Source organism: Agromyces sp. NPDC055520, from assembly GCF_053619715.1.
The window spans coordinates 1-26960 of record NZ_JBSHJY010000029.1 but is presented as its reverse complement, the minus strand read 5'-3'; the positions used below and the strand labels follow the sequence as shown (position 1 = coordinate 26960).

General features: G+C 68.3%; 23 protein-coding genes. 12 read left to right on the top strand and 11 right to left on the bottom strand.

Features of this window, described 5'->3' with window-relative positions; genetic code table 11:
- The first annotated feature begins 40 nt into the window (after positions 1-40).
- The 5 genes from ctaE to ACWGST_RS12140 are packed head-to-tail and all read left to right on the top strand — an operon-like array spanning position 41 to position 5096.
- Entirely contained in the window at positions 41-670 is a 630-nt protein-coding gene (ctaE, locus tag ACWGST_RS12160) for an aa3-type cytochrome oxidase subunit III (protein WP_452046926.1), read from the top strand.
- A gap of 49 nt (positions 671-719) precedes the next feature.
- Entirely contained in the window at positions 720-1514 is a 795-nt protein-coding gene (qcrC, locus tag ACWGST_RS12155) for a cytochrome bc1 complex diheme cytochrome c subunit (protein WP_452046925.1), read from the top strand.
- A 38-nt stretch (positions 1515-1552) separates the two neighbouring features.
- The gene (qcrA, locus tag ACWGST_RS12150; RefSeq protein ID WP_452046924.1) at positions 1553-2629 is read left to right on the top strand and encodes a cytochrome bc1 complex Rieske iron-sulfur subunit; all 1077 of its coding nucleotides are present in this window, start codon (positions 1553-1555) and stop codon (positions 2627-2629) included.
- On the top strand, positions 2626-4236 hold the full coding sequence (gene qcrB, locus ACWGST_RS12145) for a cytochrome bc1 complex cytochrome b subunit (protein WP_452046923.1): 1611 nt from the start codon (positions 2626-2628) through the stop codon (positions 4234-4236). Before qcrA ends, qcrB begins: the two co-directional genes overlap by 4 nt.
- Positions 4237-4268: 32 nt before the next feature.
- On the top strand, positions 4269-5096 hold the full coding sequence (locus tag ACWGST_RS12140; protein ID WP_452046922.1) for a methyltransferase domain-containing protein: 828 nt from the start codon (positions 4269-4271) through the stop codon (positions 5094-5096).
- Between the two features lie 174 nt (positions 5097-5270).
- Here ACWGST_RS12140 and ACWGST_RS12135 read toward each other — a convergent pair whose 3' ends face one another.
- The 5 genes from ACWGST_RS12135 to ACWGST_RS12115 all read right to left on the bottom strand — a co-directional run bounded on the left by ACWGST_RS12135 (position 5271) and on the right by ACWGST_RS12115 (position 10414).
- Positions 5271-5702 (bottom strand): cytochrome c oxidase subunit 4, encoded by a 432-nt coding sequence (locus ACWGST_RS12135; protein WP_452046921.1) that lies wholly within the window; start codon positions 5700-5702, stop codon positions 5271-5273.
- A complete protein-coding gene (gene ctaD, locus ACWGST_RS12130) occupies positions 5702-7438 on the bottom strand; it encodes an aa3-type cytochrome oxidase subunit I (protein ID WP_452046920.1) in 1737 nt (578 codons plus the stop codon). The genes ACWGST_RS12135 and ctaD overlap by 1 nt, the downstream gene beginning before the upstream one ends.
- 6 nt (positions 7439-7444) lie before the next feature.
- A complete protein-coding gene (gene ctaC / locus ACWGST_RS12125; protein ID WP_452046919.1) occupies positions 7445-8338 on the bottom strand; it encodes an aa3-type cytochrome oxidase subunit II in 894 nt (297 codons plus the stop codon).
- 198 nt (positions 8339-8536) lie between these two features.
- Positions 8537-8887: an iron-sulfur cluster insertion protein ErpA gene (gene erpA, locus ACWGST_RS12120; protein WP_452046918.1), complete on the bottom strand. Its 351-nt coding sequence runs from the start codon at positions 8885-8887 to the stop codon at positions 8537-8539.
- Positions 8888-8971: 84 nt separating this feature from the next.
- Positions 8972-10414, bottom strand: coding sequence for a M20/M25/M40 family metallo-hydrolase (locus tag ACWGST_RS12115; RefSeq protein WP_452046917.1), 1443 nt, complete (start codon positions 10412-10414; stop codon positions 8972-8974).
- Between the two features lie 37 nt (positions 10415-10451).
- On the opposite strand from ACWGST_RS12115, the gene ACWGST_RS12110 reads away from it, so the two are divergent.
- Complete coding sequence (locus tag ACWGST_RS12110; protein WP_452046916.1) at positions 10452-11036, top strand: DUF3043 domain-containing protein; 585 nt, start codon at positions 10452-10454, stop codon at positions 11034-11036.
- Positions 11037-11069: 33 nt separating this feature from the next.
- Here ACWGST_RS12110 and ACWGST_RS12105 read toward each other — a convergent pair whose 3' ends face one another.
- Positions 11070-12218, bottom strand: a complete 1149-nt coding sequence (locus tag ACWGST_RS12105) for an alkaline phosphatase family protein (protein ID WP_452046915.1) — start codon at positions 12216-12218, stop codon at positions 11070-11072.
- A 74-nt stretch (positions 12219-12292) separates the two neighbouring features.
- Between ACWGST_RS12105 and ACWGST_RS12100 the strand changes: the two genes are divergently transcribed.
- The gene (locus ACWGST_RS12100; RefSeq protein ID WP_452046914.1) at positions 12293-14767 is read left to right on the top strand and encodes a DNA gyrase/topoisomerase IV subunit A; all 2475 of its coding nucleotides are present in this window, start codon (positions 12293-12295) and stop codon (positions 14765-14767) included.
- 110 nt (positions 14768-14877) lie between these two features.
- Positions 14878-16215, top strand: a complete 1338-nt coding sequence (locus ACWGST_RS12095; protein ID WP_452046913.1) for an FAD-binding oxidoreductase — start codon at positions 14878-14880, stop codon at positions 16213-16215.
- A gap of 5 nt (positions 16216-16220) precedes the next feature.
- Here the strand turns inward: ACWGST_RS12095 and ACWGST_RS12090 are convergent, their stop codons facing one another.
- A complete protein-coding gene (locus ACWGST_RS12090; protein WP_452046912.1) occupies positions 16221-18299 on the bottom strand; it encodes a DNA gyrase/topoisomerase IV subunit B in 2079 nt (692 codons plus the stop codon).
- Positions 18300-18445: 146 nt separating this feature from the next.
- Here ACWGST_RS12090 and ACWGST_RS12085 point away from each other — a divergent pair, with 146 nt between their 5' ends.
- Positions 18446-18682 (top strand): DUF7455 domain-containing protein, encoded by a 237-nt coding sequence (locus ACWGST_RS12085; protein WP_452046911.1) that lies wholly within the window; start codon positions 18446-18448, stop codon positions 18680-18682.
- A 143-nt stretch (positions 18683-18825) separates the two neighbouring features.
- Here ACWGST_RS12085 and ACWGST_RS12080 read toward each other — a convergent pair whose 3' ends face one another.
- The 4 genes from ACWGST_RS12080 to ACWGST_RS12065 all read right to left on the bottom strand — a co-directional run bounded on the left by ACWGST_RS12080 (position 18826) and on the right by ACWGST_RS12065 (position 23354).
- Positions 18826-19563, bottom strand: a complete 738-nt coding sequence (locus tag ACWGST_RS12080) for a type 1 glutamine amidotransferase (RefSeq protein WP_452046910.1) — start codon at positions 19561-19563, stop codon at positions 18826-18828.
- On the bottom strand, positions 19560-20831 hold the full coding sequence (locus tag ACWGST_RS12075; protein ID WP_452046909.1) for a Mur ligase family protein: 1272 nt from the start codon (positions 20829-20831) through the stop codon (positions 19560-19562). The genes ACWGST_RS12080 and ACWGST_RS12075 overlap by 4 nt, the downstream gene beginning before the upstream one ends.
- Positions 20832-20838: 7 nt before the next feature.
- Positions 20839-22161, bottom strand: coding sequence for an RNA polymerase sigma factor (locus tag ACWGST_RS12070; protein WP_452046908.1), 1323 nt, complete (start codon positions 22159-22161; stop codon positions 20839-20841).
- Positions 22162-22427: 266 nt separating this feature from the next.
- The gene (locus ACWGST_RS12065; RefSeq protein WP_452046907.1) at positions 22428-23354 is read right to left on the bottom strand and encodes a proteasome assembly chaperone family protein; all 927 of its coding nucleotides are present in this window, start codon (positions 23352-23354) and stop codon (positions 22428-22430) included.
- Between the two features lie 86 nt (positions 23355-23440).
- Here ACWGST_RS12065 and ACWGST_RS12060 point away from each other — a divergent pair, with 86 nt between their 5' ends.
- From ACWGST_RS12060 to ACWGST_RS12050, 3 genes are all read left to right on the top strand, one after another.
- On the top strand, positions 23441-24913 hold the full coding sequence (locus tag ACWGST_RS12060; RefSeq protein ID WP_452046906.1) for a leucyl aminopeptidase: 1473 nt from the start codon (positions 23441-23443) through the stop codon (positions 24911-24913).
- Between the two features lie 97 nt (positions 24914-25010).
- Complete coding sequence (gene lpdA, locus ACWGST_RS12055; RefSeq protein ID WP_452046905.1) at positions 25011-26384, top strand: dihydrolipoyl dehydrogenase; 1374 nt, start codon at positions 25011-25013, stop codon at positions 26382-26384.
- Positions 26385-26453: 69 nt separating this feature from the next.
- Positions 26454-26960, top strand: a 507-nt coding sequence (locus ACWGST_RS12050) for a biotin/lipoyl-containing protein (protein WP_452046904.1), incomplete at its 3' end; no start/stop codon positions are given.

The following is a 26960-nucleotide window of genomic DNA, read 5'->3' as shown; positions in this document are numbered from 1 at the left end:
ATGACGAAAACTCAGCGCTCGTTTCAGCCATAATGGGAGGGTGACGAGCACCTCAATCACTTATCAGGCGAGCGCGCCCCTGATCAAACGACCCAACACCGTAGCTGTTGGAACGATCGTCTGGCTGGGCAGCGAGGTCATGTTCTTCGCGGGCCTCTTCGCGATCTACTTCACGCTGCGATCGACATCGCCCGAGCTCTGGAACTTCGAGGCCGGTCGGCTGAACGTTCCGTTCGCGGCGGTGAACACGCTGATCCTCGTGCTGTCGTCGGTCACGTGCCAGTTCGGCGTCTTCGCGGCCGAGCGGCTGCAGCCGTACGCCACGGGATGGAAGCCGACCCAGTGGGGCGTGGTGGAGTGGTTCTTCCTCACCTACGCCATGGGCAGCGTCTTCGTCGCGGGCCAGGTCTGGGAGTACGCGACCCTCGTCTCTGAGGGCATCGCGATCGACTCCAACGCCTACGGTTCGGCCTTCTACCTCACGACGGGCTTCCACGCCCTGCACGTGACCGGTGGCCTGATCGCCTTCCTCTTCGTCATCGGACGCGTGTTCGCCGTCAAGAACTTCGGCCACCGCGAGGCGACCAGCGCGATCTCGATCTCGTACTACTGGCACTTCGTCGACGTCGTCTGGATCGGACTGTTCTTCGTCATCTACGTCCTCAAGTAAGTCGCATCAGGAGCGTCATCACAGCATGCCCGTGAACAGGAAGATACCCATGACTCGCCAGAAGCGACGCACCGGACGCCGGCACCCGCTCGCCACCGTCGCGCTCCTCGCGCTCGGCCTCGTCTTCACCGGCGGCGCGTACGCCGCGCTGAGCAGCGGCACCATCGCACAGGCCGAGGTGGACCCGAGCTCGCAGCAGACGATCGAAGAGGGCAAGAAGCTCTTCGCCGCCAACTGCGCGACCTGCCACGGGCTCTCCGCCCAGGGCACCACCGAGGGCCCGAGCCTCATCGGCGTCGGTGCGGCGGCCGTCGACTTCCAGGTCGGCACCGGCCGCATGCCGATGCAGATGCAGGGCCCGCAGGCGCAGCAGAAGCCCGTGCAGTTCACCGACGAGCAGGTCAAGCAGCTGGCGTACTACGTCGCCTCGCTCGGCCCGGGCCCCGACATCCCCAGCGACCACGTCGTCAACGGTGGCGGCGACGCGGCCAACGGCGCAGAGCTCTTCCGCATCAACTGCGCGATGTGCCACAACGTGGCGGGTGCCGGCGGTGCGCTCACCGAGGGCAAGTTCGCTCCCCCGCTGACCGATGTCTCGGGCGTGCACATCTACGAGGCCATGGTCACCGGCCCGCAGAACATGCCGGTCTTCAACGACCTGAACATCTCGCCCGAAGACAAGCGCGATGTCATCACGTACCTCAAGTACCTGCAAGACAACCGCTCGCCCGGCGGCATCGAACTCGGCTCCATCGGGCCGGTCGCAGAGGGTCTGTTCATCTGGATCTTCGGTCTCGGCGCGATCGTCGCGATCACCGTGTGGATCACGGCGAAGTCCAACTAGCGCTCGCCCGGCACAGAAGTAGCTGAAGAAGGAGAACCATGGCACAGGACGACCACAGCGGCGCGGAGCTCGTCGCTGCCGACTCGTCGCACGCCGCGCACGATTTCGCCGGAGATTCCGGCACAGCGGTCATCCCACACGACGGATTCGAGAATCCTGGGTTCGAGCCGCACCGCCCTCGTGTCACCGACGAAAACCCGAAGCGCGAGAAGCGGGCCCAGCGCACCGTCTACACGCTCTTCTACCTGTCGATCCTCGGCAGCGTGTGGGCGATCGCCGCCTACATGCTCTTCCCGATCGAGTCGAACGACGTCGGCGCCGTCCGCCTCAACAACATGTTCATCGGGCTCGGAGCGACCCTCGCGCTGCTCGGTATCGGGTTCGGCGCGGTGCACTGGGGCAAGTCCCTGATGACCTCGAGCGAGTCCATCGACATCCGCCACCCCATCGGTGCGAGCCAGGCCACCCAGCAGGGCGCCGTAGAGGTCTTCCGCCAGGCGGACGAGGAGTCGGGGTTCTCCCGCCGCACCGTCATCCGCAACAGCCTGATCGGCGCACTGCTGGTCTTCCCGCTGCCGGCCGTCGTGCTGTTCCGCGGCCTCGCGCCGCAAGACCAGATTCCGGTCGAGTTGCTCAGCCACACGATGTGGAAGAAGGGCACCCGCCTCGCGCTCGACCCCTCCGGCGTGCCGATCAAGGCCGCCGACGTTACGATCGGCAGCGCGTTCCACGTCATCCCCGAGGGCCTGCAAGACCTCGAGCACGGCAAGCTCGAAGAGAAGGCCAAGGCCGCGGTGCTGCTCATGCGCCTCGAGCCGGGCGATCTCAACCCGGCACCGGGCAAAGAGAACTGGTCGTATGAGGGCATCGTCGCCTACTCCAAGATCTGCACGCACGTCGGGTGCCCCGTCGCCCTGTACGAGCAGCACACGCACCACCTGCTGTGCCCGTGCCACCAGTCGCAGTTCGACGTCGCCAACAACTGCGAGGTCATCTTCGGCCCGGCAGCGCGTCCGCTGCCACAGCTTGCGATCGAGGTTGACGACGAGGGCTATCTCGTCGCGCAGCACGACTTCACCGAACCCGTCGGCCCGAGCTTCTGGGAGCGCAATTGACCACCGCACCGACTCAATCACCCGCGCCCGTCAAGCGCTCGATCACCGCATCGGCTTCCGAATACATCAATGACCGCACCGGCATCGCCGTCGCGATCAAGGGGCTCGGTCGCAAGGCATTCCCCGACCACTGGTCGTTCCTCCTCGGCGAGGTCGCGCTCTTCAGCTTCATCGTCGTGCTCGTCTCAGGCACCTTCCTGACGTTCTTCTTCCAGGCGTCCATGGTCGAGGTGCACTACGACGGGTCGTACGTGCCGCTCAAGGGCGTCGAGATGTCCGTCGCGATGGCGTCGACCCTCGACATCTCGTTCGACATCCGCGGCGGCCTGTTCGTGCGCCAGATGCACCACTGGGCGGCGCTGTTGTTCGTGGCGGCCATCGGGCTGCACATGCTCCGGGTGTTCTTCACCGGTGCGTTCCGCAAGCCGCGCGAGATCAACTGGGTGTTCGGGTTCGTGCTGTTCATCCTCGCGATGGCCGAGGGCTTCACGGGCTACTCGCTCCCCGACGACCTGCTCTCGGGCAACGGCCTCCGCATCATCGACGGCATGGTCAAGGGCATCCCGCTGATCGGCACGTGGACCTCGTTCCTGCTCTTCGGCGGCGAGTTCCCCGGCACTGCCATCGTCGGCCGCCTGTACACCCTGCACATCCTGCTGCTGCCGGCACTCGTCGTGGCGCTCATCGGGGTTCACGTCGTGTACGTGTTCATCCACAAGCACACCCAGTTCGCCGGCCCCGGTCGCGAGCCCACGAACTCCGTCGGCCCGCCCATCCTGCCGATCTACGCCGCGAAGGCCGGCGGCTTCATGTTCATCGTCTGGGGCGTGATCGCCGTCATCGCGGCGCTCTTCACAATCAACCCGATCTGGAACTACGGTCCGTACGACCCCTCCCCCGTGTCCGCCGGCACCCAGCCCGACTGGTACATCGGATTCGCCGACGGCGCCCTGCGACTGATCCCGCCGGGCTGGGAGTTCGTCTGGCTTGACCGCACGTGGTCGTTCAACATCCTCGTGCCGTTGATCGTGATCGGCATCTTCATCGTCACCGTGCTGATCTACCCGTTCATCGAGGCCTGGGTCAAGGGCGACAAGCGCGAGCACCACATCGCCGACCGCCCTCGCAACGCTCCGACCCGCACGGCGATCGGTGCCGCCGGTGTCACGTTCTACGCGGGCCTCTGGGCCGCTGCGAGCTCCGACATCCTGGCGACGCACTTCTCGCTCACAATGGAGGGCGTCATCCACGCACTCCAGGCGGTCGTCATCATCGGCCCGTTCATCGCCTACTTCATCGCGAAGCGCGTCTGCCTCGCGCTGCAGAAGAAGGACCGCGAGATCGTGCTGCACGGCTACGAGTCCGGTCGCATCGTGAAGCTGCCCGGCGGCGAGTTCATCGAGGTGCACCAGCCTCTCGACGAGTACGACCGGTGGAGGCTCGTCAGCTTCGAAACCTACGAGCCGCTCATGATCCGCCCGAACGCGCGTGGCAAGATCACGATGGGCCAGCACGTGCGCGCCGCAGTCTCGCGTTGGTTCTTCGAAGACCGCATCGCGCCGGTCTCGAGGGGCGAGCTCGAGTCCGGCCACGACACCCACCACTGACGATCCCGTCAGACGGTACCGGGCACCGCACCATGTCGATCGATTCGACGTGGTTGCGGTGCCCGAACTGCTTTCACGACCTCGACGCGATCTCCGATCGTGTGCTCGGCTGCGAACTCGGCCACCGGTTCGATCTGGCCAGACACGGTGCCGTCACGCTGCTCCCCCCTCGAGCGCCTCGCACCGTCGGCGATGACCGGCAGATGCTCGATGCGCGCTCCAGGCTGCTCGAGTCGGGCGCGTACGCGCCGATCGTCGATGCGCTGAGAGCGTCGATCGGCGTTCACTCGGCGCCCCTGAGAGTCGCGGATCTCGGCTGCGGCACTGGGTACTACGCTCGCGGTGTGGCGGCGAGAGCCGATGTCGGCTCGGTACTGCTCGCAGACCGCTCGTCGACGGCTGTGCGCCTGGCCATGCGATCCGTGCCCGGCTCGACGGGCGTCGTGCTCGACCTGTGGCGTCCTCTCCCCCTCCGCGACGCGAGCGCTGATGTGGCGATCAACGTCTTCGCCCCCCGCAATCCGCCCGAGTTCGCGCGCATCGTTCGCGCCGGCGGCCGGCTACTCGTGGTCGTGCCCACCGGTTCGCACTTCATCGAGCTCCGCCGCATGGGAGCCGCCCTCGACATCCCCGAGGGCAAGGCCGAGTCTGTCACGGCTCAGCTGAGCGCACACGGCTTCTCCGCACTGCGATCGACCCGGGTTGAGTACCCTCTCGTCACCGATGCCGAGACGCGCGAGCTCTTGGTCGACATGGGTCCGGCCGCGCATCACCGCACCGCCGACGCCAACGCCGACCAGGCAGCGGCGCTCGTCGTCACCGTGTCGATCGACGTCATCACCTTCGTTCGCACGCCGTAGCGCCGTCCTCGCGCGCTGACCTCGGGCCCGCCCTGGCCAAGTTCCCTCGTAGCCCAACTCCTTCCGAGCCCGCTCCTCTGTCGCGGGTCATCGCTCCATCCGCGCATCCTTCCCCGGGCGCACGAAACGGGCCCCGTGCGCGATGCACGGGACCCGTTCACGGGCCGACCTGGGTCAGCGCGCGAAGTGTCCGCGGTAGTACTCGTAGACCCAGCCGACGAGCGCCACGATCCCGACGACCACCGCGATGTACGAGATCCAGAAGCCGACGGCCAGACCGAGCACCAGCAACGCTGCCGCGCCGGCGAGCATGATCGGCCACCAGCTCCACGGGCTGAAGAAGCCGAGCTCGGGGTCGCCGTCGTCGATGTTGGCGTCGAGGCGGTCTTCAGGCAGCTCCGCGCCCTGAGCCTTGTGCACACGACCGAGGTAGAACGCGATGAACGCGCTCAGCACCGCTGTCAGGGCGAGCGCCACGGTACCCGCCCACTCGGGGTGGTTCATGCCGTGCGCCTGGTTGTCGGCCAAGGACCACACGCAGTACACGGCCGCGACGATCCCGAGGAAGACCGTGAGGATCCAGAACATGTTGGCATTGGCGCGCATTACTTGATCTCCTCCGAAGCGGCGTCATACGTGGGCGACTGCGGTGCGTCTTTCGCCGGACCGATGCCGACCGGAATACCGGCCTCGGGGTGGTTGAGATCGAACGCGGGGCGCTCCGAACGGATACGCGGGATCGACGTGAAGTTGTGTCGCGGCGGCGGGCAGCTCGTCGCCCACTCGAGCGATCCGCCGTAGCCCCACGGGTCGTTCACGGTCACCTTCGGTGCGCGACGCGCGGTGATGTAGACGTTCAGGAAGAACGGGATCATCGAGACCGCGAGGATGCCGGCGCCGAAGGTCGACAACTGGTTCATCCACGTGATGTTGTCTTCGGGCAGGTACGAGTAGTACCGGCGGGGCATCGCCACGACTCCGAGCCAGTGCTGGATCAGGAACGTGGTGTGGAAGCCGATGAAGAGCAACCAGAAGTGCCACTTGCCGAGCGTCTCGTTCAGCATCTTGCCGGTCCACTTCGGCCACCAGAAATAGAAGCCGGCGAACATCGCGAAGACGACGGTGCCGAACACCACGTAGTGGAAGTGCGCCACCACGAAGTACGTGTCGGAGACGTGGAAGTCGAGCGGGGGCGACGCGAGGATCACGCCGGTGAGGCCACCGAACACGAAGGTGACGAGGAAGCCGAGCGACCAGATGAGTGGGGTCTCGAAGGTGATCGAGCCGCGCCACATGGTGCCGATCCAGTTGAAGATCTTCACACCGGTGGGCACTGCGATGAGCATCGTCATGAGCGCGAAGAACGGCAGCAGCACCGAGCCGGTGACGTACATGTGGTGCGCCCACACCGTGACCGAGAGAGCGGCGATCGAGATCGTCGCGTAGATCAGCGTCTTGTACCCGAAGATCGGCTTGCGGCTGAACACAGGGAAGATCTCGGAGACGATGCCGAAGAACGGCAGCGCGATGATGTACACCTCTGGGTGGCCGAAGAACCAGAAGAGGTGCTGCCACAGGATGACACCGCCATTGGCGGGATCGAAGATGTGGGCGCCGAAGACTCGGTCGGCGGCGGCGGCCAGGATCGCAGCGGCGAGCACCGGGAACGCCATCAGCACGAGGATCGACGTGACGAGCGTGTTCCACGTGAAGATCGGCATGCGGAACATGGTCATGCCGGGTGCACGCATCGTGATGATCGTCGTGATGAAGTTCACCGCACCGAGGATCGTGCCGAAACCGGACAGACCCAACCCGAGCATCCAGAGGTTGCCGCCGACTCCTGGTGAGAATGTCGTGGATGCCAGTGGTTGATAGGCGAACCAGCCGAACGATGCGGCGCCCTGCGGGGTGAAGAAGCCCGCGACGGCGATGAGCGAACCGAAGTTGAAGAGCCAGTACGCGAAGGCGTTCAGCCGCGGGAAGGCGACGTCGGGAGCGCCGATCTGCAGCGGCATGATCACGTTTGCGAATCCGGCGAACAGCGGCGTCGCGAACATCAGCAGCATGATCGTGCCGTGCATCGTGAAGAGCTGGTTGTACTGCTCGCGCGTCTGCACGATCTCGAGGCCCGGCTCGAAGAGCTGCGCCCTGATGATCAGCGCCATGACGCCGCCGATGCAGAAGTAGATGAACGAGGTGATCAGGTACATGTACCCGATGACCTTGTGGTCGGTGGACGTGATCCACTTGACGAGGATGTTGCCCTTGTGTTCGACCTGTGAAGAGCCGAACGGAGACGTGCTCGCAGAGGGGCGAGCCGGTGCGGTCGTGGTGCTCATCGCGGCTTAGTGCTCCTCTTTCAGTTCGGGCGCGCCCGTTCCGGGCAGGTTCTGGTTGCGGTCGTACTCGTTCGACAGCTGGCCCTCCTGGCCGGCGTCGCGCAGCGACTGGATGTAGTCGTCGTACTCGGCCTGAGAGACGACCTCGACGTTGAAGAGCATGAGCGAGTGGTATTCGCCGCAGAGCTCGGCGCACTTGCCCGCATAGGTGCCTTCGCGCTCGGGCACGAGCGACATGTAGTTGGTCTTGCCCGGGAACATGTCTTTCTTGTAGAGGAAGTCGGCGACCCAGAACGAGTGGATGACATCTCGCGACTCGAGTTCGATCTCGACGTTGGCGCCGACCGGCAGGTACAGGGTGGGCAGCTCGGCCTCGACGAGCGAGCCGTCGGGCCCCTCTGCCGATGGCTGGCCCTGGATGCCGGGAGAGTACACGTCTTCATTGACGTAGTTGAAGTCCCATGCCCACTGCTTGGCGATGACCTCGACCTTGACGTCGATGTCCTCTTCGGCGAAGCGCTGCTCGATCGCGGCCTGGTCGCGTGCCGTGAAGGCGAAGAAGCCGAGCACCAGGATCAGCGGGATGACCGTGTACAGGATCTCGATCGGCATGTTGTAACGCAGCTGCACCGGCAGGCCCGTCTGGCCCTTGCGGCGGCGGTAGGCGATGACGGCCCAGATCGTGAGACCCCAGGTGATGACACCCACGATCAGCAGCACGATCCACGAGGTGACCCACAGGCCCGAGACACGCTCGGTGTGGTTCGTGACCGGTGGCTCGCCCTCGACGAACCCGGGGAGGAATCCGTGCAGCTGGGCCTGTGTGCACCCTGCGAGGACAAGACTGAGCGACGCTGCGATCGGGATTGCAGCCCATCGGAGTCGGCGGTTGTTGCGCACCGGTGACCTTTCGGGAGACTCGAAGGCGCTTCACAGTGAAGCGCGGTGATCGTTGTCTAGCCTACTCCGACTCGACCCCCGGGGTGTGCACTCTGAGGCGGTGTCGGGCGAGTCGCAGCCCGGAATTCAGGTTCCACCGGCGGAAACGACGAAGGGAGGCCGCGGACGCGGCCTCCCTTCGGAGTGGATCGGGATCGTTCAGTGGAACGAATCACCGCACGCGCAGCTGCCTGCCGCCTGCGGATTGTCGATCGTGAAGCCCTGCTTCTGGATGGTGTCCTCGAAATCGATGGACGCTCCGTCGAGGTACGGCACGCTCATCTTGTCGACGACCACCTCGACGCCCTCGTAGTCGACGACGGCGTCGCCGTCGAGCAGACGCTCGTCGAAGTAGAGCTGGTAGATGAGGCCCGAGCAACCGCCGGGCTGCACGGCGACGCGCAGGCGCAGGTCATCGCGGCCTTCTTGCTCGAGGAGGCTGCGCACCTTGCCGGCAGCAGTGTCGCTCAGCTTCACGCCGTGCGTGGATTCGGTGATCGTGTCGCTCATGTCTCTCCTCGATGCGTCGGAAACGCCGTTACGCCTTCCATGCTAACCGCAGAAGTCGCAACCGCGCCCGGCGCGCTCTCAGGTTCATTCGTTCCGCGCGTCGAGTCGAGCGAGGAAGAGCGCTTCGCTCAGCAGCGCCTTCTGGAATACGCCGAGGTGCAGCGACTCGTTCGGGCTGTGCGCGCGCGAATCGGGGTCTTCGACGCCGGTCACGAGGATCTGGGCCGTGGGGAACTCCGCGACGAGTTCGGCGATGAACGGGATGGACCCGCCGACGCCGATCTCGACCGGCTCCTCGCCCCAGGCCTCGGCCATCGCCGCATTCGACTCGGCGACCGCCCAGCCGGAGGTGTCGACGAGGAACGGGTTGCCGAGCTCGACCGCATCGAACTCGAGCTTCGCCCCGAACGGCGCGTTCGCCTCGAGGTGGGATCGGATCGCCGCGAGTGCGTCGACGTCGCGCTGCCCGGGTGCGACGCGCGCGCTGACCCGCACCGCGACGCTCGGTACGAGCGTGTTCGAGGCGTTGGCGACCGAGGGCGCGTCGATGCCGGTGACCGTGATCGCCGGTTGCGCCCAGATGCGCGAGAGGATCTCACCCCGGCCGATCGGCGAGACGCCGTCGAGCAGACCGGTCTCGGCACGCAGCTGGGCCTCGTCGTAGGCCGGGGTCTCGATGCCGGCCGAGGTCAGTCCGGCCACCGCCACGGAGCCGTCGGCGTCGTGGAGCGTCGCGAGCAGCCGGATGGCCGCGAGCATGGCGTCGGGCACCGCTCCCCCGAACATGCCGGAGTGCGAGGCGTGCGAGAGCGTCGACACCCGCATGCGGAAGGCCACCGCTCCGCGGAGCGCGACGGTCAGCGCCGGCGTCTCGGTGTCCCAGTTGCCGGAGTCGGCGACGACGATCGCGTCGGCCTCGAGCAGCTCGCGGTTCTCGTGCAGGAAGTTGGCGAACGAGAGCGACCCCGACTCCTCTTCTCCCTCGATGAAGAGCGCGATGCCGAGGTCGAAGTCGGTGCCGAGCACCTCGGTGAACGCGCGGATCGCGCCGATGTGCGCCATCACGCCCGCCTTGTCGTCGGCGGCGCCGCGCCCGTACAGGCGGTCTCCGCGCAGGGTCGGCTCGAACGGCGCCGACTCCCAGTCGGCGTCCTCTCCGGGCGGCTGCACATCGTGGTGGGCGTAGAGGAGCACCGTCGGCCGGCCGTTGCGCGCGGCACGGCGGGCAACGACCGCAGGTTTGCCGATCGCGACATCCGACCCTTCGCCCTCGCCGTCGCCGATCGGGGCGCGACGGATCTCGACGAGGTCGAACACGCCGAGCCCGCGCACGAGTTCGGCGACGGCCTCGGCGCTCGCCTCGACGTGGATGTCGTCGAACGCCGCCCACGACACCGAGGGGATCTTCACGAGCCGCGTGAGGTCGGCGATCGTGGCGGGGAAGGCGGCCTCGACGGCGGCGCGCAGGGCATTGCTCGTGGCGGATGGGTCGGAAGTTCCGCCGGCGGCGGGAAGAGACTCGGTCATGCCGGTAATCTTAAGGGGAACCGATTCGAGGAATCCCGTGGCCAAGAACCCGAACAACACCGATCAGCCGAGCGCAGAGACGCTCGACGAGACGCAGGCTCGCCTGAAGGCCGGCAAGGGTGCGCCCACGCCGAGCCGGGCCCAGCAAGAGGCCGCGCGCAAGCGACCGCTCGTGCCGAACGATCGCAAAGAGGCGGCGAAGCAGGCGCGCGCCAAGGCTGCCGAGTCGCGCGAGCGCGCGCGCATCGGCATGGCGGTGGGCGACGAACGCTACCTGCCCGCTCGCGACCGCGGCCCGCAGAAGAAGTACGTGCGCGATTACGTCGACGCCCGATTCAGCATCGGCGAGGTGCTCATCCCGGTCATGTTCGCCGTGATCCTGCTGACCTTCGTGCCGAGCCCCGAGGTGCAGTCCATCGGCATTCTCGCGCTCTGGGCGTTCTTCCTGGTCGCGGTCATCGACGTCGTCGTGCTCGGCTTCATCCTCAACAAGAAGCTCGCCGCGAAGTTCGGCGCCGACAAGGTCGAGCGCGTGCGCTGGTACGCCGCCATGCGCGCGCTGCAGCTGCGGCCCCTGCGCCTGCCGAAACCGCAGGTCAAGCGCGGACAGTACCCGTCCTGACACGCGGGTAGCCGCGCACGCGGCGGCCGCGCGTCAGTTGCGGGCGAACACGCCGGCCCGGATGAGCGGCACCCGCGTCTCTTCGTCGCTCAGTGAGCCGTGCTGGCCGATCATCGCCTCGGCCTGACGGTTCGGCTCCCTGCGATCGTAGTAGGCGATGCCCGCGCGAGCCGCGACGATGACGTCGCCGATTCGATCGCGCACCTCGTCGGCGACCGTGCCGTAGAGACCCGCGTCGATCGCCTCGTCACGGCTCAGCACCCACGAGCGGTGACCCTCTGCCTCGCGCCAGCGTTCGACGAGCGCGAGGCGGTCGGATGCCGCGAGTCCGGGTTCGAGGTAGAGCGAGAGGCATCGCGGCTCTCCGCCGACATGCCGCACGCCCACGAGCAGCTCGGGCCGGTCGTCGATGAAGACGTGGCGATGCGCCGGCACGTCGACGACCCCGTGGTCGGCGGTGACGAGCAGGCCCGCGCCACGAGGCATCCGCCGTTCGAACGCGGCCAGTTCGCCGTCGAGCGATTCGAGGAGGCCCAGCCATTTCGCCGACTCCCAGCCGTGCGCGTGCGAGGCCTGGTCGAGTTCGGGCACGTAGAGGTAGACGACTGCGCGTTCGCCGGTCGCGAGGATGCGATCGGCTTCGACGAAGCGGTCGGCGACGGATGCCGCGGGGCGATACTGTGCTCCGCGAAGCACGGCGTGCGTGAACCCGGAGTCGGAGTAGCGCTGGGCGCCGATCGCGTAGCTCGGCACGCCGACGCCCTGCATCGTCTCGAAGACGGTCGGCACACGCTGCCAGGTCTCGGGGCGCATGCCGGCGTCCCACCCGCTCAGCTGCGTGACGAGCCGGTCGTTGGCGGCGTCGAGCACGCGGTAGCCGACGAGCCCGTGCTCGCCGGGCGGGCGGCCCGTGGTGAACGTCGCGATCGCCGACGCCGTCGTCGAGGGGAACACCGTACGCAGCACATCGCGCTTCGCCAGTCGGGAAGCGAGGAAGCGCGCGTGCCCGGCCCGCGCCTGGAGGTTCGCGACGCCGAGGCCGTCGACGAGCACGACCACGGCCGCCGTCGCCGGCGGCAGCTCGAGTGCGTTCGGAAGCCCCTGCACGGCCGACATCGAACTGCCGAGCACCGCGGCAAGCCGCGGGGCGGTGTCGGCGGGCACCGGTAGCATGGCAGACATCGCGCCCAGTCTGGCACAGGCCGGGCGCTCCCCTGTTTCCCGCGTGAACGCCACGCCCGCCCCAGAGACGACGGATGACCCGAGCCAAGAATCAGCCCGCTGAAGAACCGATCGTCGAGCGCATCGAAGACGTCGACGTCGCCGCCGAGATGCAGGGCTCGTTCCTCGAGTACGCATACTCGGTCATCTATTCGCGTGCGCTGCCCGATGCTCGCGACGGGCTGAAGCCGGTGCAGCGTCGCATCCTCTACCAGATGACCGAGATGGGGCTTCGGCCCGACAAAGGCCATGTGAAGTCGGCGCGCGTCGTCGGCGAGGTGATGGGAAAGCTCCACCCGCACGGCGACACGGCGATCTACGACACCCTCGTGCGCATGGCCCAGGCGTTCACCCTGCGCGTGCCGCTCATCGACGGCCACGGCAACTTCGGCTCGCTCGACGACGGCCCAGCCGCATCGCGCTACACCGAGGCCCGTCTCGCCTCCCCCGCGCTCGCGATGACCGAGGGGCTCGACGAGAACGTCGTCGACTTCGTGCCGAACTACGACAACCAGCTCACCCAGCCCGAGGTGCTGCCCGCGGCCTACCCGAACCTGCTCGTCAACGGCGCGAGCGGCATCGCCGTGGGCATGGCGACCAATATGGCCCCGCACAACCTCATCGAGGTCGTCGGCGCAGCGCGGCACCTGATCGCCCACCCCGACGCGACGCTCGACGAGCTCATGGAGTTCGTGCCGGGCCCCGACCTGCCCACGGGCGGCACGATCGTCGGCCTCTCGGGCATCAAAGACGCCTACGCAACCGGGCGCGGCAGCTTCAAGACACGGGCAAAGGTCAGCGTCGAGTCGATCACCGCCCGCAAGACCGGCCTCGTCGTGACCGAACTGCCCTATCTCGTCGGCCCCGAGAAGGTCATCGAGAAGATCAAAGACGGCGTCAACGCCAAGAAGATCAACGGCATCTCCGACGTCACCGACCTCACCGACCGCACGAACGGGCTGCGGCTCGTCATCGGCATCAAGACGGGCTTCAGCCCCGACGCCGTGCTCGAGCAGCTCTACCGGCTCACGCCGCTCGAGGACTCGTTCAACATCAACAACGTCGCGCTCGTCGACGGCGGCCCGCAGACCCTCGGTCTGCGGGAGCTCCTCCAGGTCTACGTGGCGCACCGCATCTCGGTCGTCACCCGTCGCTCCGAGTACCGGCTCGCACGTCGGCGTGAGCGGCTGCACCTCGTCGACGGCCTGCTCATCGCGATCCTCGACATCGACGAGGTCATCCAGCTCATCCGCGGCAGCGACGACACTGCCGCGGCTCGCGCCCGGCTGATCGAGGTCTTCGACCTCAGCCAGGTGCAGGCCGAGTACATCCTCGAACTGCAGTTGCGCCGCCTCACGAAGTTCTCGCGCATCGAGCTCGAGGCCGAACGCGACAAGCTGCGCGCCGAGATCGAAGAGCTCGAGGCGCTGCTTGCGAGCCGGCACCGCATCGAGGCGCTCGTCTCCGACGAACTCGCAGAGATCGCCGAGCGCTTCGGCACGCCGCGTCGCACCCTGCTGACCGACGCCCGGCCGAGCATCGCAGGTGCGGCCGCGAAGCGCGCCGCCGCCGTCCTCGAGGTCGCGGATGTGCCGTGCCGGGTGTTCCTCTCGGCCACGGGGCGCATCGCGCGCGTCGACCTGCCCGTCGGCGACGAGGGCGCACCCGTCATCACGGTGCCCGCCCGTCGCAGCAAGCACGACGCGATCCGTTCGACGCTCGACACCACGAGCCGGGCCGAGATCGGCGCCGTCACGAGCCTCGGCCGGCTCATCCGCTTCACCGCCGTCGACCTGCCGATGCTGCCGCCGACCTCGGTGCAGCTCGGCGCCGGCGTCAAGATCGGCGACTACCTCGCCCTGCCGAACCGCGACGAGAAGGTGCTCGCGATCGTCTCGCTCGATGCCGAGCGCTCGATCGCGCTCGGCACCAAGCAGGGGGTCGTCAAGCGCGTCGCCACCGGCGCCTACCCCAACAAGCCCGAGTTCGAGGTGATCGGCCTGAAGGCCGGCGACGAGGTCGTCGGCGCCGTGCAGGGCGACGAGAGCGACGAACTCGTGTTCGTGGCCTCCGACGCCCAGCTGCTGCGCTTCTCGGCGGCGAACGTGCGCCCACAGGGCTGCCCGGCGGGCGGCATGGCGGGCATCAATCTCGGCAGCGGCGCACACGTCGTGCACTTCACGAGCATCGCGGCAGACGACGTGCCCGAGACGGTCGTGGTCACGATCGCCGCCGCGAGCGACACCCTGCTCGGCGCCGATCCCGGCAGTGCGAAGGTCAGCGACTTCGCCGAGTTCCCGGCCAAGGGCCGCGCGACTGGCGGAGTACGCGCGCAGCGCTTCCTGAAGGGCGAAGATGCGCTGCACCTCGCCTGGGTGGGCCGCTCCCCCGCACTCGCCGTCGGCCCCGACGGCACGGCACGTACGCTGCCCGACAGCGGCGCCAAACGCGACGCCTCGGGCCAGCCCCTCGACGCCGTGATCGGCGCGATCGGCACGCGCATCGGCTGACTTCTTGTGCCCGGGTTGACGCGGGCGCTGCGGAGGGGCATATTCGGCCGTGCCCTCGATGACCGCCGCAGTCGTTCGCGCGCCGGCTCGCGGGCGTCGGGAGGCCAATCATGGTGCACGCCACCTTGCGCGACATCGCCGGCACCGTGCTGGAACCGGGCGACGACGGCTACGACGAAGCCCGCAGGGTCTGGAACGGCATGATCGACCGGCACCCGCGCTTCATCGTCCGCTGTGCCGACGCAGCCGACGTCGCGACCGCCATCAGGTTCGCGACCCGGCACGATCTCGAGATCGGCGTGCGCTGCGGCGGGCACGGAATCGTCGGCCACGCCGTTCCCGACGACGGCCTCATGATCGATCTGCGCCCCATGGGCGATGTGCAGGTCGACGCCGCGCGTCGGCGCGCGCGGGTGCAGGGCGGCGCGCTCCTCGGGGCACTCGACCGGGCATCGCAGCAGCACGGCCTCGCGACGACGGCAGGCAATGTCTCTCACACCGGTGTCGGCGGACTCACTCTCGGCGGCGGCATGGGGTGGCTTGCGAGGCGCGTCGGGCTCGCCTGCGACAATGTGGTCGCGTTCGAGGTCGTCGCTGCGAGCGGCGAACGACTCCGGGTCGATCCCGACTCGCACCCCGAGCTCGACTGGGCGCTGCGGGGCGGCGGCGGCAATTTCGGCGTCGTCACAGAATTCGAGTTCGCGCTGCACCCCGAACCCGGCGATGCGATGGCCGTCGAGTTCCATTACCCCATCGAGCAGGATGCCTCGGCGACCGCGATGCGCGTCTGGCGCGACCTCAGCGTCGAGGCACCGCGGGAGGCGACCTTCACGGCCACGATCTCCGGCGGCACGGTCGCGCTCGGATTCGTATGGGTCGGCGATCCCGACACTGCTCGCCCGCACATCGACGAGCTCGAACAGCGCCTCGGCGAGGCGGCGACGCCCGCTTCCACGTCGATCGCTCCGCTCGGCTACCTGGAGCTGCAGACCCGCGAAGACGATGCTGAGGGGCATGCGTGGCGTCGGTATTGGAAGGGACACTACTTCCGTGCGCTCGACGACGACCTCATCGATGCGCTGCTTGCTCGCGATGGCGAGTGGCAACCCGACGTGAGCCTGCAGGCGTACGGCGGCGCGATCGCAGATGTTCCTCGCGACGCGACCGCGTTCTCAGGGCGCGATGCGGCGTTCGAGTTCGTCGCCGCATCTCGCTGGCGCTCGCCTGACGACGATGCGCCGAGGATGGCAGCCGCGCGGCGCTATGCGAGCACGATGGACGGGTACGCCAGCGGCGCGTACGTCAACGTGCTCGGCGACGATGGGGAGGCCGGCATCCGGCGCGCCTACCCGCATGATCAGCTGGCTCGACTGACGGCCGTGAAAGACGCCTACGACCCCGGCAACGTGTTCCATCTGAATCAGAACATCAGGCCGACGACCGGTTGAGCGTCTTACGCGTCGATGCGGTCGCGCTCGAGCGAGTCGGAGCTCTCGATGATGAACTCCTTGCGCGGCGCGACATCGGTGCCCATGAGCAGTTCGAACACGCGGCCGGCGTTCTCGGCGTCGCCGATGCCCACGCGGCGCAGCGTGCGCTGCCGGCGATCCATCGTCGTCGTCGCGAGCTGATCGGCATCCATCTCGCCGAGGCCCTTGTATCGCTGGATCGGGTCTTGATAGCGCTTCTTCTGACGATCGAGCGTCGCGAGCACGCCCTTGAGCTCGGCTTCGGAGTACGTGTAGATCGTCTCGTTCGGCTTCGAACCCGGGTTCATCACCACGACCCGGTGCAACGGCGGCACGGCGGCGAACACCCGGCCGTGCTCGATCATCGGGCGCATGTACCGGAAGAAGAGCGTGAGCAGCAGCGTGCGAATGTGCGCCCCATCGACGTCGGCATCGGCCATCAGGATGACCTTGCCGTACCGCGCGGCCTCGAGGTCGAAGCTGCGGCCCGACCCGGCACCGATCACCTGGATGATCGAGGCGCACTCGGCATTCGCGAGCATGTCGGCGACACTCGCCTTCTGCACGTTGAGGATCTTGCCGCGGATCGGCAGCAGCGCCTGGTGCTCGCTGTCGCGGGCGAGCTTGGCCGTGCCGAGCGCCGAGTCGCCCTCGACGATGAACAGCTCGCTGTGCGCGACGTCGTTCGATCGGCAGTCGACGAGCTTCGCGGGCAGCGACGAGCTCTCGAGCGCGTTCTTGCGGCGCTGCGTCTCTTTGTGCGCGCGAGCGGAGATGCGCGACTTCATCTCGGCGACGACCTTGTCGAGCAGCAATGCGGACTGGTTCTTGTCGTCGCGCTTCGTCGACGAGAAACGGGCGCCGAGTTCGTTCGTCAGCACGCTGGCGACGATGGCGCGTGCTGCGGGGGTACCGAGCACCTCTTTCGTCTGGCCCTCGAACTGGGGCTCGGGCAGGCGCACGGTGACGACCGCTGTGAGCCCCGCGAGCACGTCGTCCTTTTCGAGCTTGTCGTTGCCCGCCTTCAGGCGCCGAGCGTTCAACTCGACCTGCTGGCGCAGGAACTTCAGGAGCCCCTGATCGAACCCGGCCTGGTGCGTGCCGCCCTTGGGCGTGGCGATGATGTTGACGAACGAGCGGATGACCGTGTCGTAGCCGGTGCCCCATCGCAACGCGATGTCGACGACGCACTCGCGCTTCAGCTCGGTCGGCACCATCGCGCCGCCCTCGGTGAGCACGGGCACGGTCTCGGTGAAGTGGCCGGTGCCCGTCAGGCGCCAGACGTCGGTGAGCGGGGCATCCGTGGCCAGGTGCTCGACGAATTCGGAGATGCCGCCCTCGAACTGGAAGGAGGTCGTGTGCGGGGCCTCGCCGCGCTCGTCGGTGACGTCGATCGCGAGCCCGGGAACGAGGAATGCCGTCTGCCGTGCGCGACCGAGCAGCTCGTCGGTCTGGAACTCGGCACCCTTCGTGAAGATCTGGCGATCGGCCCAGTAGCGGATGCGCGTGCCGGTGACGCCCTTCGCCACCTTGCCGACGACGCGGAGTTCGCTGCGCTGCTCGAACGGCGTGAAGGGCGCGTCGGGCGACGGCGCACCGGAGTCGGCGAAGTTGCCTGGTTCGCCGCGGTGGAACGACATGGCCCAGGTCTTGCCGTCGCGGTCGACCTCGACGTCGAGACGTTCGGACAGCGCGTTGACGACCGAGGCGCCGACACCGTGCAGTCCGCCGGAGGCCGCATAGGAGCCCGACCCGAACTTGCCGCCCGCGTGCAGCTTCGTGAACACGACCTCGACGCCAGACAGCCCGGTCTTGGGCTCGATGTCGACCGGGATGCCTCGGGCGCGGTCGCGCACCTCGACGCTGCCGTCGGGATGCAGCGTCACGCCGATCTCGGTGCCGTGGCCCGCGAGCGACTCGTCGACCGAGTTGTCGATGATCTCCCAGAGGCAGTGCATGAGGCCGCGGGAGTCGGTCGAACCGATGTACATGCCGGGTCGCTTGCGCACGGCCTCGAGGCCCTCGAGCACGGAGAGATGGCGGGCGGAATAGTCGGAGCTCACGTCGAACAAGCCTACTGAGCCGCGCCGACACTTGGGCTCAGCCACTACGCGGTGAGCGAAATGCCCGGCCCAACGGAAGGAACGGGCGCGCTCACGTGTTTTGATTGATGAACGGAGCACCAGACATGAGCGACGAAGGAGGAGCCATGACCCAATACACCGAGACCACCGGTGCGGTCGATGAACTCGAGACCCCTTACGAGCTCACCGCGCTCGATCGCTGCGACGCCTGTGGCGCGCAGGCCTACATCCGCGTCGTCGTCGCGAGCGGCGAACTGCTGTTCTGCGCCCACCACGGCCGCAAGCACCAAGAGAAGCTCTCGCAGATCGCACACAGCTGGCACGACGAGTCGAGCAGGCTGCTCGCCGACGACCGCAGCTGACCGACTGATTCACGAACGCCCCGGCTCGTCCGGGGCGTTCGTCGTCTCCAGCTGCCGGCTGCCGGAAACGACCGTCGGCTGACGACCGTCGGCCCAGGGCCGACGGCGACAGTCCTGCGCCGCCGGGCGACGGATGCCGCGGCTCAGGCCACGGGCAGGTCGACGCCGGCCGCCGTCAATTGCACGGCACGCGCGGCCGCAGCGTACTCGTCGACCGCACGGGCACGCTCGCCCGGCACGTACTCGAGGCCGGCGCGCTCGGCGATCGTCTCGAGCAGTCGGTCGGCGAACACCGGGTTCTTCGCGAGCACCGGCCCGTGCAGGTGGGTGCCGTACACCTCGCCCATGACGGCGCCCTCCTGCCCAGACTCGCGACCGTTGCCGTGACCGGCGCGGGTTCGCCCCAGGGGCGACGCCTCGGCACCGACGTAATCGCGGGCGTGGTTCTCGAAGCCCACGAGCGTGCCGAAGCGCGGGCTCTTCACGACGACGTCGCCGGTCACACGGCCCGCCCGCGGCACTGCGCGGCCGGGCAGGATGCCGAGCCCCTCGACAGTGCGGCCGCTCGCGAGCTCGATGCCCCAGCTGAGCAGCTCCCATCCGGTGCCGATCGAGAGGATGGGCACGCCCTCGGTGCCCCAGCGGCGGAACTCGTCGTGCATCGTGAGCAGCAGTTCGCGGCTCTCGTCGAGCGACGAGTCGCTGCCCGAGCCGAGCACGATCGCGTCGACCCGCTCGGGCAACTGCGCGGCGGTCTCGACCTCGACGATCTCGGCGTCGAGACCCGCCCATCGCGCACGGGCGGCGAGCACACCGGCGTTCTCGGCATCGCCGTTCGTGTTCTGCAGTCGCGGCAGCAGCGAGACGATCGAGAGGGTCATTCTGCTCCAGCGAGTCCGAGGTGGGTGCGGGTGCGCCGCATGGCGTCGGCGGTGAAGACGATCGTCTTCACGCCCGAGGCAGGCGCCGGCAGTGCGAAGAAGTCGTCGAGCGCCGTGCCGAGATCGGGTTCGACTCGGTCGATCACGACACCGTCGTAGGCGAGCATGAGGGCTGCCTCGGCCGACTTCGAACCCGACACGATCGAGACCCGCTCGAGCGCCGCGGCATCCGTCGGCCAGAAATACGAAGGGTCGCGCACGTCGGAACCGATCGCGAACAGGATCTGCTCGGTGCCCGGCGCGATGCTGTCGACGTTGAGCTGGTAGCTCGCTGGGTTCTGCACGAGCACGAACTCGACCTCCTGACCGCGCACGGTGGTGCGCTCGCCGCGGCCGAACACGGCCGGGATCGCACTGAGCGCCTCGGCCGCCGTCGAGCTCGAGAACCGCTCGCCGAGCACCGCCTTGGCCGTCGCATAGGCGGCGGCCGCGTCGACGGCGTAGTGCACACCGCGGGCCGGCAATCCGATCGAGACGGATGCCCCGGCGTCGTCGAGCACCGCGGTGGCGCCGTCGACCGTCTCGACGAGCACGTCGGTGCCGCTCGGCAGTCTCGCGTCGCTCGTCTCGGTGTAGCCGAGGCCGCGCGGTGAGGCCGCCAGCACGGCGTCCGTGACCCCGAAACGGTGCACCGCGACATCGGGCCGCGCCTTCGCGGCCAGCCGCTCGAGGTAGGCGTCGTCGGCGTTCACGACGATCGCCTCGCCGGCGCGCGCCGCGATGCGAGCGAGCATCGAGGCGACCATGTCGGAGTCGTGGAAGCGGTCGATCTGGTCGACCATGACGTTCGTCAGGCACACGACCCGCGCATCGACGCCGTGCATGACGAGCGCACCGTGGCCCTCGTCCATCTCGAGCACCGCGACATCGCCGGGCACACGCCCGCGCCAGTCGGCCTGTTCGAGCAGCGCCGAGGTGAGGCCCTGGCTGATGTTCGCGGTCGACGGGTTCGTGAAGACGTCGACCCCGTGCGCGCGCAGGATCGCGACGAGCATCTTGGTCGTCGTCGACTTGCCGCTCGAACCGGACACCACGACGAGCCCTTGGGGGAACCCGGAGAGCGTGCGCTTCAGGTACTTCGGCGCGATGCGGTTGACGACGAGGCCGGGAATCGCCGATCCGCCGCCGGGCTTGCGCAGCCGGGCGGCGAATCGGGTGAGTCTGCCGACGAGGATCGCCGGCCCGTAACGCAAGGATCCAGCGCTCATCGGCGGTCTACTCGAGGTAGTCGCGGAGCGACTGCGAACGCGAGGGGTGGCGCAGCTTCGCCATCGTCTTCGACTCGATCTGACGGATGCGCTCGCGCGTGACCCCGAAGGTGTCGCCGATCTGGTCGAGGGTCTTCGGCATGCCGTCACCGAGGCCGAAGCGCATGCGGATGACGCCCGCCTCGCGCTCGCTCAGCGAGTCGAGGAGCGACTCGAGCTGCTTCTGCAGCATCGTGAAGCCCACCGCATCGGCCGGGACGACCGCCTCGGTGTCCTCGATCAGGTCGCCGAACTCGCTGTCGCCGTCTTCGCCGAGGGGCGTGTGCAGCGAGATGGGCTCGCGGCCGTACTTCTGGACCTCGATGACCTTCTCGGGGGTCATGTCGAGCTCGCGGCTCAGCTCTTCGGGCGTGGGCTCGCGACCGAGATCCTGCAGCATCTGGCGCTGCACGCGGGCGAGCTTGTTGATGACCTCGACCATGTGCACGGGGATGCGGATCGTACGTGCCTGGTCGGCCATGGCACGCGTGATCGCCTGGCGGATCCACCACGTCGCATACGTCGAGAACTTGAAGCCCTTGGTGTAGTCGAACTTCTCGACCGCACGGATGAGGCCCAGGTTGCCCTCTTGGATGAGGTCGAGGAACTGCATGCCGCGACCCGTGTATCGCTTCGCGAGGGAGACGACGAGGCGGAGGTTCGCACCGAGCAGGTGGCTCTTCGCGCGCTGTCCGTCTTTCGCGACCCACTGCAGCTCGCGACCGAGCTGCGAGCGCTTCTCGGCGTCGGTCATGTGCGAGAGCTTCTCTTCGGCGAAGAGGCCCGCCTCGATGCGCATCGCGAGCTCGACCTCTTCGGCCGCGTTCAGGAGCGCGACCTTTCCGATCTGCTTCAGGTAGTCCTTGACGGGGTCGGCCGTCGCGCCCGTGATGGCGCTCGAGTAGACCGGAACCTCGTCTTCGTCGTCGACCGCGCGGAGCACGAGTGCGCCGGTGGGATGCGGCTCGACGGCGACGGCCTTCGTGTCGTCGTCGTCGGCGTCGGCCGCGTGGTCGTCGACCTCGACGGCCTCGAGCTCTTCGCCCTCGTCGTCGTCGCTCTTGGCCTTGGCCTTGCCGCGGGGCTTGGTCGCCGCCTTCGCGGTCGCAGCACGCGGCGTCTTCGCCGCGGTGGCGGTGGCCTTCGCGGGGGCCTTCGCAGCGGCAGGTGCCTTCGCGGGCGCCTTGGCCGCCGTGGTCTTCGCGGCGGTCGACTTCGCGGCGGTCGCACGCTTCGCAGCGGGCTTCTCCGCCTCGCTCGCAGCCTTCGTCGCGGCTTTCGTCGTTGCCATTCGTTGAACCTCTCCTACCGGGTGCTGCGTGCCCTGCAGGCTCGGCTCATGCACGCGGTCCGGTCGTTTTCGGACACTCTGTGTTTTCGGACACTATGAGGACCCATGTCAAGTCCGCTGCAACGGCATGGCCGGAAGCCACACCAGCGGACCAGAACGGGTCCTGCCCCCATTATACAGACGTCCGCTCCGCGAAATGACTGAACGGGGGCGTCTCGGCCTGCGTTGACTACAACAGTCGGCCCGCGGCGGGCATTCCCCGGCTGCTACAGCCCGCGCGGCGTGTCGTCGTCGCTCGCGCGGCGGAACGCGAGGAACTTCTCGAGCTCTGCCGCGATCTCGTCGGCCGAGGGCAGCTCGCCGTCTTCGTCGGTCAGCGGCGAGCGAAGCGTCGTGCCCTCCATGTAGGCGTCGTGCCGCTGCTCGAGCGTGCCGACGAGCTTTGCGAGCTCGGCGTTCTCGGCGACCTGCTCGTCGATGCGGGCCACGAACTCGCGCCCCTGCTCGCGCAGCGCATCGGTCGGGAAGATGCGGCCGGTCGCAGCGCTGATCGCCTCGAGCGCGGTGATCGCGGCCGTCGGGTATTCGGCATCGGACAGGTAGTGCGGAATCAACAGCACGAACCCGGCGATCGGGTGCCCGAGCTCTTGGAGCCGGTACTCGACGAGGTGCAGCACGTTCGCGGGCACCTGCGTCGTGGGGCGCCAGACCGACATCGACTCGATCAGCTCGGTGCGATTGCCGCTCACGGTGACGCCGACGGGCCGGGTGTGCGGCACCGGCATGGGGATCGAGTTGATCCACGTGGTCGACGACACCTCGAACCGCTCGATGAGTTCGAGCACGGCCGAGCTGAACCGCTGCCAGCGGTAGTCGGGCTCGAAGCCCGTGAGCAGCAGGAACTGCCGACCCAGCTCGTCGACGGCGAGATCGAGGCTCAACCGTGGCGGTGTGTAGTCGGTCAGGTGATCGCCCTCGAAGAGGATGATGGGCCGCCGGGCCCGGTAGTCGAGCAGTTCGTCGACGTCGAAGGATGCCACGACGGTGCTGTCGAGGGTCGACAGCAGGTACTCGGTGGTCTGCGCGACCGCACCGCCCGCGTCGGCGTAGCCCGTGAGCCCCGCGACGAGCGGCAGGCCGGCGGGAACCGACACCTCTGGGTTCAGCTCGTACAGGGAGCGCGGATCGTGCATGCTTCCAGCCTACTGAGGCACGTCCCGCCCTCCCCCTGATCGCCCCCTCCGACGTGATGCCCAGAGCGAACACGTACGATCGCTGCATGGCTGTTCCCACCTTGATCGTGACCGATTCCCCCGCCGTCTCGTCCGACGCCGACGTCGTCCTGCTCGCCGCTCGCGCGGGCGAAGCCGGGCCCGAACTCCTCGCCGGGCCCGGCTTCGAATGGGTCGGGTCCGTGCTCGAAGCGCTCGATGTCAGCGGCGCGGCCGAAGAACTCGTGCGCGTGCCCGGCCGGGAAGGCGGCCCCCGCGTCGTCGCGATCGTCGGCATCGGCGAGCGATCGGATGCCGCAGCCCTCCGCCTCGCCGCAGGCAGCGCCCTTCGGCAGCTGAAGGGAGAGCTCACCGTGGCGATCGCCGTTCCGACCGATGACGCGGCGTCGGCAGCCGCCCTGCTCGAGGGCGCCGCGCTCGGCGCGTACGGCTACGACGGCTACCGCTCGGAGGCGAAGCCCCGACCCACCGCTCTTCGACTGCACTCGGCCTTCGACGACGATGAGATCGGCCTCGACCGGGTGCGCGCCGTGACCGCGGCCGTGGCTCGCACGAAGGACCTCGTCAACATGCCGCCCGCAGATCTGTATCCGGCGCGACTGGCCGAGATCGCCGTCGAGACGGCCGCTGCCGCCGGCATCGACGCCAAGGTGTGGGACGAAGCGGCGCTCGCGGCCGACGGGTTCGGCGGAATCCTCGCCGTGGGTCAGGGATCCAGTCGCGGTCCGCGGCTCGTGCGCCTCGAATATGCGCCGGCCGAGGCATCCGCTCACCTCGCTCTCGTCGGCAAGGGCATCACCTACGACTCCGGCGGCATCTCGCTGAAGCCCATGACGGCCCTCGTCGGCATGAAGACCGATATGGCCGGCGCCGCTGCCGTGCTCGCGGCCATGGTGGCCCTCGCCGAGCTCGCGGTGCCGATCAGGGTCACCGGGTGGCTCTGCATCGCAGAGAACCTGCCCTCGTCGACCGCCGTGCGCCCGAACGACGTGCTGCGCATCCGCGGCGGCAAGACCGTCGAGGTCATCAACACCGACGCAGAGGGCCGGCTGGTGCTCGCCGACGGGCTCGTCGCCGCGAGCGAGGAGCAGCCCGACGCGATCGTCGACGTCGCGACCCTCACCGGCGCGCAGGTGGTCGCCCTCGGCCACCGCATCGCAGGGCTCATGGGCGAGGACGAGTTGGTGGCGCACGTCCTGGCGGCGGCCGACGCGGTCGACGAGCCGACCTGGCCGATGCCGCTCCCCCGCGACCTCATGTCGTACCTGAAGTCGGACGTCGCCGATCTCGCGAACACCAAGCTCGGCGTGACCCTGCCCGGGATGCTGCTCGCGGGCGTCTTCCTGCAGGAGTTCGTCGGCACGCGCGAGGGCGAGGAGACGCGCATCCCGTGGGCGCACCTCGACATCGCGGGCCCATCGCACAACGCCGCGGCGGGTTTCGGCTACACCGGTTCGGGCGCCACCGGCGTCGCCGTCCGCACCCTCGTGCGGCTGGGCGAGCAGCTCGCCGCAGGGTAGTAAGGTCATATGGGCGAGTACGTCGCCCATGCACCCTGCCCCGGCAACGAACCGGGGGCAGTCCGTGACGCAGATCTATGCGCAAGGGAGAGAACGTTTGTCCGAGCAGAACTTTGACATTGTCGTCCTGGGTGGAGGCAGTGCCGGCTATGCCGCCGCGATCCGCGCCGTCGAACTCGGCATGACCGCCGTGGTGATCGAGAAGGACAAGCTCGGCGGAACGTGTCTGCACCGCGGTTGCATTCCCACGAAGGCGCTGCTGCACTCGGCAGAGGTCGCCGAAGTGGCCCGCGAATCGGCGAAGTACGGTGTCAAGGCCTCGTTCGAGGGCGTCGACATCGCCGGCGTCTCCGCCTACCGCGAGGGCATCGTCGCGAGCAAGTGGAAGGGCCTGCAGGGCCTGCTGAAGGCGCGCGGCATCCCCGTGGTCGCCGGTGAGGGCCGACTCGTCGGCGCGAGTGCCGTGGCCGTCGGCGACGACCGCTACATCGGCAAGAACGTCGTGCTCGCCACCGGCTCGTACTCGCGCTCGCTCCCCGGCCTCGAGATCGGCGGCCGCGTCATCACGAGCGAGCAGGCGCTCGAACTCGACTTCGTGCCCAAGAAGGTCGCGGTGCTCGGCGGCGGCGTCATCGGCGTCGAGTTCGCGAGCGTGTGGAACTCGTTCGGCGCCGACGTCACGATCATCGAAGCGCTGCCCCACCTCGTCCCCAACGAGGAGGAGACGATCTCGAAGCAGCTCGAGCGCGCCTTCCGCAAGCGCGGCATCGAATACTCGCTCGGCGTGCGTTTCCAGAGTGTGACCCAGAACGACGACGGCGTCGTCGTGACGCTCGAGAACGGCACCACCTACGAGGCCGAGCTGCTGCTCGTCGCCGTCGGTCGCGGCCCGGTCACCCAGAACCTCGGCTACGAAGAGGCCGGCATCACGATCGATCGCGGCTTCGTCATCACGAACGACCGCCTCGAGACGAGCGTCCCGGGCGTCTACGCCGCGGGCGACATCGTCCCCGGCCTCCAGCTCGCGCACCGCAGCTACCAGCAGGGTATCTTCATCGCCGAAGAGATCGCGGGCCTCGCCCCGATCGTCGTCGAAGACGTGAACATCCCGAAGATCACCTATTGCGAGCCCGAGGTCGCCTCCGTCGGCTACACCGAGGCGAAAGCCGGAGAGAAGTTCGGCGCAGAGCAGGTCTCGTCGTTCGAGTACAACCTCGCCGGCAACGGCAAGAGCTCGATCCTCGGCACGTCCGGCTCGATCAAGGTCGTGCGGGTCAACGACGGTCCCATCGTCGGCGTGCACATGATCGGCGGCCGCGTCGGCGAGCTGATCGCCGAGGCGCAGCTCGCGGTGAACTGGGAGGCCTATCCCGAGGACATCGCGCCCTTCATCCACGCCCACCCGACCCAGGGCGAGGCGTTCGGGGAGGCCGTGCTGAAGCTGGCCGGCAAGCCGCTGCACGCCATCTGACCCCCGCCGCCCCGAACCACGACTGCAATAAGCTAGAAAGCGTTCCCACGCTGTGAAGGAGACAAGCGCATGAGCGAATCCGTCAGCCTCCCGGCACTCGGAGAGAGTGTCACTGAGGGCACGGTCACCCGCTGGCTGAAGAATGTCGGCGACCGTGTCGAGGTCGACGAGCCGCTGCTCGAGGTCTCGACCGACAAAGTCGACACCGAGATCCCGTCGCCCGTCGCGGGTGTCATCGAGGCGATCCTCGTCCAGGAGGACGAGACCGTCGAGGTCGGCACCGCGCTCGTGACCATCGGCGACGGATCGGGTGCGGCAGCTGCGGCACCGGCCGCCCCCGAGGCCGCGGCGCCCGTGGTCGAGGCTGCTCCGGCAGCCCCCGCAGAGCCCGTCGCACCGGCAGCACCCGTGCCACCGGCAGCCCCGGTCGCAGAACCGGTCGCGCAGGCGCCGGCGGCTCCGGTCGCTCCGCCGGCTCCGGTCGCAGAGCCGGCGGGCCCGGCGTTCGCGCCGCCCGTGGCACCCGCGGCCCCGGCGTACGCGCCTCCCGCGGCTCCTGCAGCCGTCGCCCCCGCC